Source organism: Shewanella sp. GutDb-MelDb (genome assembly GCF_002836075.1).
Taxonomy (GTDB): domain Bacteria; phylum Pseudomonadota; class Gammaproteobacteria; order Enterobacterales; family Shewanellaceae; genus Shewanella.
In genome coordinates, this window is record NZ_PJBM01000015.1 from 1 (window position 1) to 5,314 (window position 5,314).

6 protein-coding genes are annotated in these 5,314 nt (G+C 47.6%); all 6 read right to left on the reverse strand.

Going from position 1 to position 5,314, the window contains the following annotated elements:
- Nucleotides 1-188, reverse strand: a 188-nt coding sequence (locus tag CXF82_RS00465; protein ID WP_257982694.1) for a HisA/HisF-related TIM barrel protein, incomplete at its 3' end; no start/stop codon positions are given.
- Nucleotides 185-895 carry an imidazole glycerol phosphate synthase subunit HisH gene (gene hisH, locus CXF82_RS00470; protein ID WP_102043470.1) on the reverse strand — a complete coding sequence of 237 codons (711 nt, stop codon included), beginning with the start codon at nucleotides 893-895 and terminating at the stop codon, nucleotides 185-187. The genes hisH and CXF82_RS00465, both read right to left, overlap by 4 nt.
- Nucleotides 892-1,971: a bifunctional histidinol-phosphatase/imidazoleglycerol-phosphate dehydratase HisB gene (gene hisB, locus CXF82_RS00475; protein ID WP_102043471.1), complete on the reverse strand. Its 1,080-nt coding sequence runs from the start codon at nucleotides 1,969-1,971 to the stop codon at nucleotides 892-894. The genes hisH and hisB overlap by 4 nt, the downstream gene beginning before the upstream one ends.
- A 73-nt stretch (nucleotides 1,972-2,044) precedes the next feature.
- Nucleotides 2,045-3,112: a histidinol-phosphate transaminase gene (gene hisC / locus CXF82_RS00480; protein WP_102043472.1), complete on the reverse strand. Its 1,068-nt coding sequence runs from the start codon at nucleotides 3,110-3,112 to the stop codon at nucleotides 2,045-2,047.
- Nucleotides 3,112-4,419 (reverse strand): histidinol dehydrogenase, encoded by a 1,308-nt coding sequence (hisD, locus tag CXF82_RS00485; protein ID WP_102043473.1) that lies wholly within the window; start codon nucleotides 4,417-4,419, stop codon nucleotides 3,112-3,114. Before hisD ends, hisC begins: the two co-directional genes overlap by 1 nt.
- A gap of 4 nt (nucleotides 4,420-4,423) precedes the next feature.
- Nucleotides 4,424-5,314, reverse strand: an 891-nt coding sequence (gene hisG / locus CXF82_RS00490; protein WP_102043474.1) for an ATP phosphoribosyltransferase, incomplete at its 5' end; no start/stop codon positions are given.

Consider the following 5,314-nt stretch of genomic DNA (forward strand, 5'->3'; position numbering starts at 1 on the left):
TGAGTTTGTCGTTTTCTCGGGTTTTTAGCCCCGGTTAAATCAACAATATGCAGTAAGTTAGCCCCTTGCTCTTGGTAAGATTGCAGCTGTGCTAACGGGCTTAAGTCAAATGTCGTCTGTTGGTTGTAATCGCCTTGATAGAGACGAACCACTTGGCCTTCTATTAGATCAATTGCAGGTATTATCATGATTGCCTCTGGTACGGTTTGCTTCTTGCTAAGGTGGACTGAGTCATGGTTAAGAAGTTTTTAAGCATCTTTGCCCCCACTGCAGCGCTCTTTTCCGGGTGAAACTGCAGGCCAATAAAATTATCTTTGGCGATGGCTGCGCTAAATTGCTCACCGTGTTCAGCTGTTGCTATGGTGTATTCACTGATTGGCGCTCGGTAGCTATGGACAAAATACACATAGGCGCCAGTGTCGATACCGTTGAATATGGGATGCGCTGAAGGGGTGATCTGATTCCAGCCCATGTGCGGCAGCGGTAGCCCTTTACTGTCCAATTGCTCAATATCCGTTGGGATCAAACCTAAACATTCGCAATCGGTTGCCGTTGCGCCACGCTCTTTAGAGACTCGGGTCAGCATTTGCATGCCCAAACAGACGCCTAGCACGGGTTGAGTTAAGGCTTTAATAACCTCTACCAACTGTTTGTTGTGTAATGACGCCATCGCAGCCCCCGCTGTGCCGACTCCGGGCAGGATCACCCGGGTCGCTGCCTTGATTGCCGTTATGTCGTCAGTCACCACTAAGTTTTTACGCTCATCAACAGAGAGTAAACGCTCAAAGGCGTAGCGAACAGAACTTAAATTGGCGCAGCCGGTATCGATAATGACCGTGGACCCTGTCACCGCAGCATCTTCGATAATCTGACTTTGGGCCTCTATTTTGCTCATAGCACACCTTTACTCGATGGCAGCGAATCACCTTCAATCGCAACAGCTTGGCGTAAAGTGCGACCAAGCACCTTAAACAGACTCTCAACTTTGTGGTGGTCGTTATCGCCGACGGTGGTTAAGTGCAAAGTGCAACGTAGGCCATCAGCAAAGGAGCGGAAGAAGTGCGGTACCATCTCTGTTGCCATCGTACCGACCATTTCACGCTCAAATTCGGCTGAAAACTTGATAAAGGGACGACCCGATAGATCGAGTAGACACTCGGCACTGGCTTCATCCATTGGGATGGACTGTTCAAATGCATTGCCAAATCGTGCAATACCGCGTTTGTCGCCTAATGCTTGACGCAATGCATCACCAATCGCCAACGCAGTGTCTTCAACGCTATGGTGATCATCAATCTCCAGATCGCCATCAACGTTAACGTCCATCTTAAAGTTACCGTGAGTCGAAATTTGCTCCAGCATATGGTCGAAAAAGCCGATGCCAGTATCGATACTGCCTTTTACGCCAGAGTCCAAATCGATAGTCACCTTGATATCAGTCTCTTTGGTGGTGCGTATGACCGTCGCAATACGGTTTTTACTCAGTAGCTTATCGGCAATATCATCCCAGGTAAGATTTTGTGGGTGGTACTGTAATCCTTGGATCCCCATTGCATCTGCGAGGCCCATATCTGTCTCACGATCACCAATAACGGCTGACTGGGTAAAATCGATACGGCCTGTTGTCAGGTACGTTTTAACAAGGCCAAGCTTAGGTTTGCGGCAGCTGCAGTTTTCATCATTGAAATGTGGGCAAATAAGCACGTCGTCAAACTTCACGCCTTGGCTGCTCAAAATTTGCATCATCATGTCTTGCGGCGCATCAAAATCATCTTTAGGGAAAGACGGAGTGCCTAGGCCATCTTGGTTGCTGACCATGACAAGACGATAGCCTGCTTTTTGTAGCTTCAATAATGCAGGAATGACATTGGGCTCAAAAACTAACTTTGCCAAGCTATCGACTTGCTTGTCAGTGATTGGCTCTTCGATAATAGTGCCGTCACGGTCGATAAAGAGTATTTTCTGTTTCATAGCGGTGATACCTTTCAGATTTTTAGATTGAATGGCTTAACCTAGGGTCGAACCATTATCATTGTTATTCTTGTTAATTCGACGCTGAAAACAGGCTAATTAAATAATCTGTTTGCGACCGGTTTGAGAAACTAAAGCGAATCGAGTCTGCTAAACGGCTATCGCTGTAACTTCTGGCGATGACGCCAGCTTGAGTCAATTTTTGTTGCACGGTCGTTTTATCGCTAAATTGGGCCAATACGTAGTTGCCATGTGCATTCACTACCGTCGCACCATAGGCTTGTAAAGCGTGTGCTAACCGCAAGCCTTGCTGGCTCATGTCATCAACTTGGCTTTGCATCGTCAGTAACCCTTGCGGGCTGAGTGCTTTTACCGCTAAATCACTCACGGGGAGCGGCACCGGGTAGGGGGCGATCACTCGCATGCACATATCAATAATGTCAGGATTTGCTAGTAAAAATCCACAACGGGCGCCCGCTAACGCAAATGCTTTTGACAAGGTACGCAGTACCACTAGGTTGGCTCTACTTTCAACAAGATCAGCTACCGAATACTCGGGGCTAAACTCAATATACGCTTCATCGACGACAATGATCCGCTCAGGGTTACTGTCAATCACCTTGATAAGTTCGGCTTTAGCGATAACGCTGCCGGTTGGATTATTCGGGTTGCAGATAAACACAATTTTGGTGTTTGCGTTATAGGCACAGTCGTCGAGTTGAGAGGCATAGTCACTTGGCAGCTGGAAATCATCAGTCAATTGCAGCGCGGTTACGGCGACATTGGCGGTCTTTGCACTGATGGCATACATGCCATAAGTAGGGCCGAAAGTTGCAATCGCATCTTGTGCTGGAGTACAAAAAGTACGAATGAGGATTTCAATCGCTTCATCTGCGCCGCGTCCCGTTAATATGCAATTACTAGCAACACCACTATAGCGGCTATAAGCGTCTATCAATGCAGAGGGTTGGCACTCTGGATAGCGGTTTACGCCTTCTAAACTGCTGTTATTAAACGGTGATTCATTGGCGTTTATCCAGATATCTCCTTGACCACCGATACGCCGCGCAGATTGATAGATTTGTAGATCTAACAGTTCTGGTCTGGCTAGGCGCTGGGCAAGGTTTTTTGCAGTTGTCATCACGCCTCCAGAGCTTGGTTGTTGATTGCGGCAATACGCAGCGCAACCGCATTTTTATGAGCATCGAGCTGCTCTGCTGCAGCCAATATCATCACGGTATCGCTTAAAGAGACTAAGCCTTCAGGGGTCAGTTCTTGCACCGTAAATCGGCGGCTAAAATCCGCTAAAGACAAGCTTGAAACCGTTTTGCTGTAGCCGTATGTGGGTAATACGTGATTAGTACCGCTGGCATAATCCCCCACAGATTCTGGAGTATAAGGCCCTAGGAAAACTGATCCAGCAGCGCGGATGTTGACCAGAATATCTCTGGGTTGTGCCGTTTGAATGATTAAGTGCTCTGGTCCATAACGATTTGACACCGCTGCAGCTTCTATCATGTTGCTCACCAGCAATGTGCGGCTGCAACCGAGCGCCGTTTTAGCCACCTCTGAGCGAGAAAGTAGCGCTAGTTGCTGGGTTAATGCCTGATTAACCTGGTCTGCAAGTATGCTTGAGTCGGTAACGAGCATGACTTGGGAGTCAGGGCCGTGTTCTGCTTGCGATAACAGATCGGCAGCAACGAATTCGGCATTGGCGTCAGCATCTGCAATCACCAATACTTCTGATGGACCCGCAGGCATATCGATACTGACCGTTGCGCGATTATCTTGGCTCACTGCGCGCTTTGCTTCGGTGACAAAACGGTTACCAGGGCCAAAAATCTTATCGACCTGCGGCACTGACTCGGTGCCAAAAGCCAGTGCGGCTATCGCTTGAGCGCCGCCAACTTGATAGATTTCGGTAATACCACAAGCATTGGCAGCATAGATAATGGCGTCGTTGATCGGCGGTGGGCTGACCAAAACTCGCTTGGCACAGCCGGCGATTTTTGCGGGCAGTGCTAGCATGAGTACCGTTGAAATTAACGGCGCTGTGCCCCCTGGAATATAGAGTCCGACCTTCTCAATTGGCTCAGTTCTCAGCTCACAACGCACCCCTGGCTGAGTTTCAATATCAACCTTGGTTGAGATCTGCGCTTGATGAAAAGCCTTGATATTACCTTTGGCCTGCGCAATCGCCTGTTTAAGTTGTTCGGGCACTGCAGCGCAGGCGTTGGCTATTTCATCTTTTGACAGTTTAAGTTGGTCAATATTGACGTTATCAAACTGCTTATTGAAACGACGCAATGCCTGATCGCCATCATTAACGACCGCTTCAATAATCGTCGCAACGCTTTGCTCTAGATTTGCATCACCAATTAAAGGCGATCTTAATAGTGCTGCTTGTTTTGCGCTGGGCGTTAGCGTTTGCCAATTGAGGATGTCCATCAGCTTACCCCATCATTTTTTCGATAGGCATAACAAGAATTGAGCTGGCACCTAACTGTGTTAGCTCTTCCATGGTGTCCCAGAAGAGATCTTCTGTGCTGACAGCGTGAATGGCGACGCGATTACTATCATCTTTTAGTGGCAATATGGTTGGGTTTTCTGCGCCAGGAAGTAGCGCTACAATTTGTTCTAGTGTTTCGGTCGGTGCGTGTAGCAGGATATATTTGCTCTCTTTAGCACGGACGACACCATTAATACGCGACAGTATTTTATTGATCAGCGCTTGCTTATCATCTGGCTGGCTTTTTGTTGACTGAATGAGACACGCCATTGACTGATAGATGACATCAGTTTCGTATAATCCATTGGCTTCCAATGTTGCGCCCGTTGATACGAGGTCACATATTGCGTCAGACAATCCAGCTCGGGGCGCCACTTCAACCGAGCCCTTTAGCATACAGTCATTATAGGTAATGCCTTTTTCCTGCATGAAGCGACGAAGTATGTTGGGATAAGATGTTGCAATGCGCAGGCCTTCCAGTGAGTTAGCATCTTGGTAGCTAAACTCGTTAGGAACAGCGAGTGATAAACGGCAAGCACCAAAATCAAGCTGACGTAATTTGATACATTCTGCTGGCTTTCCTAAGGTTTGACGCTCAATTTGCTCCTCTTCTAATACATTTTCGCCAATAAAGCCTAAATCTACCACGCCGTCCATCACTAGGCCTGGAATATCATCATCTCGAACTCGTAGCAGATCGATTGGCATGTTGTCAGCGTGGGCGATGAGTCGCTGTTCATTGATATTGAATTTAACGCCACAGCTTTTTAATAATTTCAGCGACTCTTTCGATAAACGACCTGACTTTTGGATGGCTATTCTTAATCTATTTGA